Source organism: Pseudonocardia sp., assembly GCF_050246655.1.
Lineage (GTDB): Bacteria > Actinomycetota > Actinomycetes > Mycobacteriales > Pseudonocardiaceae > Pseudonocardia.
The window spans coordinates 1-3103 of record NZ_JBFWVQ010000030.1 but is presented as its reverse complement, the minus strand read 5'-3'; the positions used below and the strand labels follow the sequence as shown (position 1 = coordinate 3103).

Genomic DNA, 3103 nt, shown 5'->3' with positions numbered 1-3103 from the left:
CCGATGGCTCCGGTGCGCTTCCCGGCCCGGGACGGGCTCGAGCTGCCCGGCTACCTCACCCTGCCCATCGGTGTGGCGCCGCGGAACCTGCCGATGGTGCTGCTGGTGCACGGCGGCCCGTGGTCCCAGGACGCCTGGGGCTACAACCCGGAGGTCCAGCTGCTGGCCAACCGGGGCTACGCGGTGCTGCAGGTCAACTTCCGCGGCTCCACCGGCTACGGGCGCCGCCACCTGACCGCGGCCGTCGGCGAGTTCGGCCGGGCCATGCAGGACGACCTCGTCGACGCCGTCGGCTGGGCGGTCGCGCAGCGCTACGCCGATCCCGCCAGGGTCGGTGTCTTCGGTGTCTCCTACGGCGGGTACGCAGCCCTCGTCGGGATCACCGCCACCCCCGACCTGTTCGCCGCCGCGGTCGACTACGTGGGTGTCTCCGACCTCGTCACGGCCCTGAGGGCCCTGCCGCCGTTCACCCGCCGCTACAACGCCAACAGCTGGTACCGCTACGTCGGTGACCCGGAGGTGCCCGAGCAGGTGGCCGACATGCTGGCCCGCTCGCCGATCACCATGGTGGACCGGATCCGGACCCCGCTGCTGGTCGCCCAGGGCGCCAACGACGTCCGTGTGCCGCAGGCACAGTCCGACCGCATCGTGGCCTCGCTGCGCGAGCGCGGGGTCCCGGTGGAGTACCTGCTCGCCGAGGACGAGGGCCACGGCTTCGAGAACGAGGAGAACCGGCTCCGGTTCTACCGGGCCGTCGAGCGCCACCTCGCCCGGTACCTGGGCGGGCGGAGCGGTACGACGTCCGACGTGGACGCGGCATGAACCGGCCCGCGACCGGCGGCGCGAACAGGTACTCGAAAGGACTCCCATGACCGCATCAACGGCGACAAGCAGTACGGCCCCGTGACGGGGACGCCGCGGGCGCGGCGGCCACGGTTCGCGTTCTTCCGTCAGAACGCGAAGCGCCGCACGGTCTCCGCGTGCAGGACGACGCGCACCTGGTCAGTGGCGAGGATCGCGGCGAGCTCGTCGGCACGGACAGGGTCGTCGAGATCCCAGTAGCGGGCAGCGAGGCGGGACGCGAGCTCGTGCGCGCCGTCGGCCCCGATCCGGGTATGGCCGGCAACGGACACCCACCGTTCGTGCTCGTCCGCCGGTGCCGCGACGACGAGGGAGGCGCGCGGGTCGCGGCGCAGGCGGCGCACCTTGAGCGAGTCGGGCGCGGTGAAGAACTGGAGCGTCCTGTCGACGGCGAGCTCGAACCACACCGGCCGCGGTTGCGGCGGCTGCGGCCCGGCGGCCGCGGTGAAGAAGCCGTGCAGGGGGCGGGCGAGGAACGCGACGTCCTCGGCGGTCAGCGCATCCATCAGGCGTCCGTCTCAGCGCGGCGGCCGCCGAGGTGCTCGGCGAGGTGGCGTTCGATCGCGCGGAACAGCAGGACCTGGTTCTCCGGGTTCTCGAAGCCGTGGCCCTCGTCGTCGGCGACGAGGTAGGTCACCGGCACGCCGCGAGCCCGGAGCGGGGCGACGATGTTGTCGGACTCGGCCTGCACGACGCGGACGTCGTTCGCACCCTGGGCGACCAGCAGCGGGGTGCGGATCTTGTCGACCATCGTGATGGGGGAGCGGGCCCGCATGTCGGCGAGCTGGGTGGGGTCGTCGGGGTCGCCGACGTAGGCGATCCAGTTGTTGGTCATGTTCGCCCGGACGAACGGGGGCAGGGTGGCGAGGAAGTTCGCGAGGTCGGAGATGCCGACGTAGTCGACGGCGGCGGCGAACTTCTCGGGGGTGACCGTGACGCCGACGAGCGCGGCGTAGCCGCCGTAGGAGCCGCCGACGACGGCGAGGCGGTCGGGGTCGGCGTTGCCGCGGGCGATCGCCCAGTCGACGGCGTCGATGAGGTCGTCGTGCATCTTCCCGGCGAACTCGCCGATCGCCGCGGTGACGTGCCGGCGGCCGTAGCCGGTGGAGCCGCGGAAGTTCACCTGGAGCACCGCGTAGCCGCGGTTGGCCAGGAACTGGACGGCCTTGTTGTGGCCCCAGGTGTCGTGCATCCACGGCCCGCCGTGCACCAGCAGCACCATGGGCAGCCCCACCGGAGCCACGCCGACGGGCAGGGTCAGGAAGCCGTGCAGCGGCAGCCCGTCGCGGGCCGGGAAGCCGACCGGGACCATCGGCGCGAGGTCTGCCGGGTCCGGGTGGTCGCGGTGCAGCAGCCGGGCCTCGCCGGTCATGTGGTCGTAGAGCCAGGTCGTGCCGGGCTCGCGGTCGTGGATGAACGTGGCGACGAAGCGTCGCCCGGCCAGGTCGGAGTGCACCCAGCCGAGCACCCCGTCGGACAGCCTCTCCAGGGCGCCCTGCACCTCGGCGAACCCGGGGTCGAGCGGCACGATGCGGGGCCGGTCGCCGGTGAACCGGGCGGCGATGACCTCGCCGGTGCGGCGGTCGGTGAACACGCTGGGTGGGAGCGTGTCGGCGGCTGCGCTGAGGGTGTCCAGGCTGTGTCCGTCCACGGCGGCGACGACGGTGCGTTCGCCGGTGTCGCGGTCGAGTCGCACCAGCTGCAGGTCGTCGCCGACATGGCCGCCGGGGTCCTGGTAGTCGCCGATCAGCGCGCTGCGCCCGTCGGGCGCCGGGAGGACGAACACGCCCATCGGGTGCTCCGGGCCGCCGACCCGGTGGAGCAGCCGCCGCTCGCCGGTGGTGGGGTCGGCCGCGGAGATCTCGTAGGTGCCGTCGGTGTCCTGGGCGAGGAACCACGAGGCCCGCCCGGTGCGGTCGACGAGGAAGGTCTCGGTCGGGTCGGTCCGCTCGACGAGCGGCGTGGTCTCCCCGGTGGCGACGTCGATGCGGAACACGTCGACGTACAGCGGGCGGGGGTTCATCCACGCGATCACGGTGCCGGGCACCGTGGTCTCCGGGTCGACGGCGAAGACCCGCGACCCCGGGTCCATCGGGGTGAGGACGACCGACGGCCCGTCGGGCGCGTCGAGGTCGACCCGGTGCAGGCGCCAGTCCTCGTCGCCGTCGGTGTCCTGCAGGTAGAGCAGCCAACGGGGGTCGTCGGTCCAGTAGAACGAGGTGATCCCGCGGCGGGTGTCGTG

3 protein-coding genes are annotated in these 3103 nt (G+C 73.1%); 1 reads left to right on the top strand and 2 read right to left on the bottom strand.

Annotation, left to right across the window (positions count from 1 at the left end; translation table 11 throughout):
* The coding region (locus tag AB7J25_RS12440) for an alpha/beta hydrolase family protein (RefSeq protein ID WP_428508360.1) at positions 1-822 on the top strand (822 nt) is incomplete at its 5' end.
* Positions 823-950: 128 nt separating this feature from the next.
* Here the strand turns inward: AB7J25_RS12440 and AB7J25_RS12435 are convergent.
* Positions 951-1367: a pyridoxamine 5'-phosphate oxidase family protein gene (locus AB7J25_RS12435; RefSeq protein ID WP_428508358.1), complete on the bottom strand. Its 417-nt coding sequence runs from the start codon at positions 1365-1367 to the stop codon at positions 951-953.
* Positions 1367-3103: alpha/beta fold hydrolase (locus tag AB7J25_RS12430; protein ID WP_428508356.1), on the bottom strand; the 1737-nt coding region annotated here is incomplete at its 5' end. The genes AB7J25_RS12435 and AB7J25_RS12430, both read right to left, overlap by 1 nt.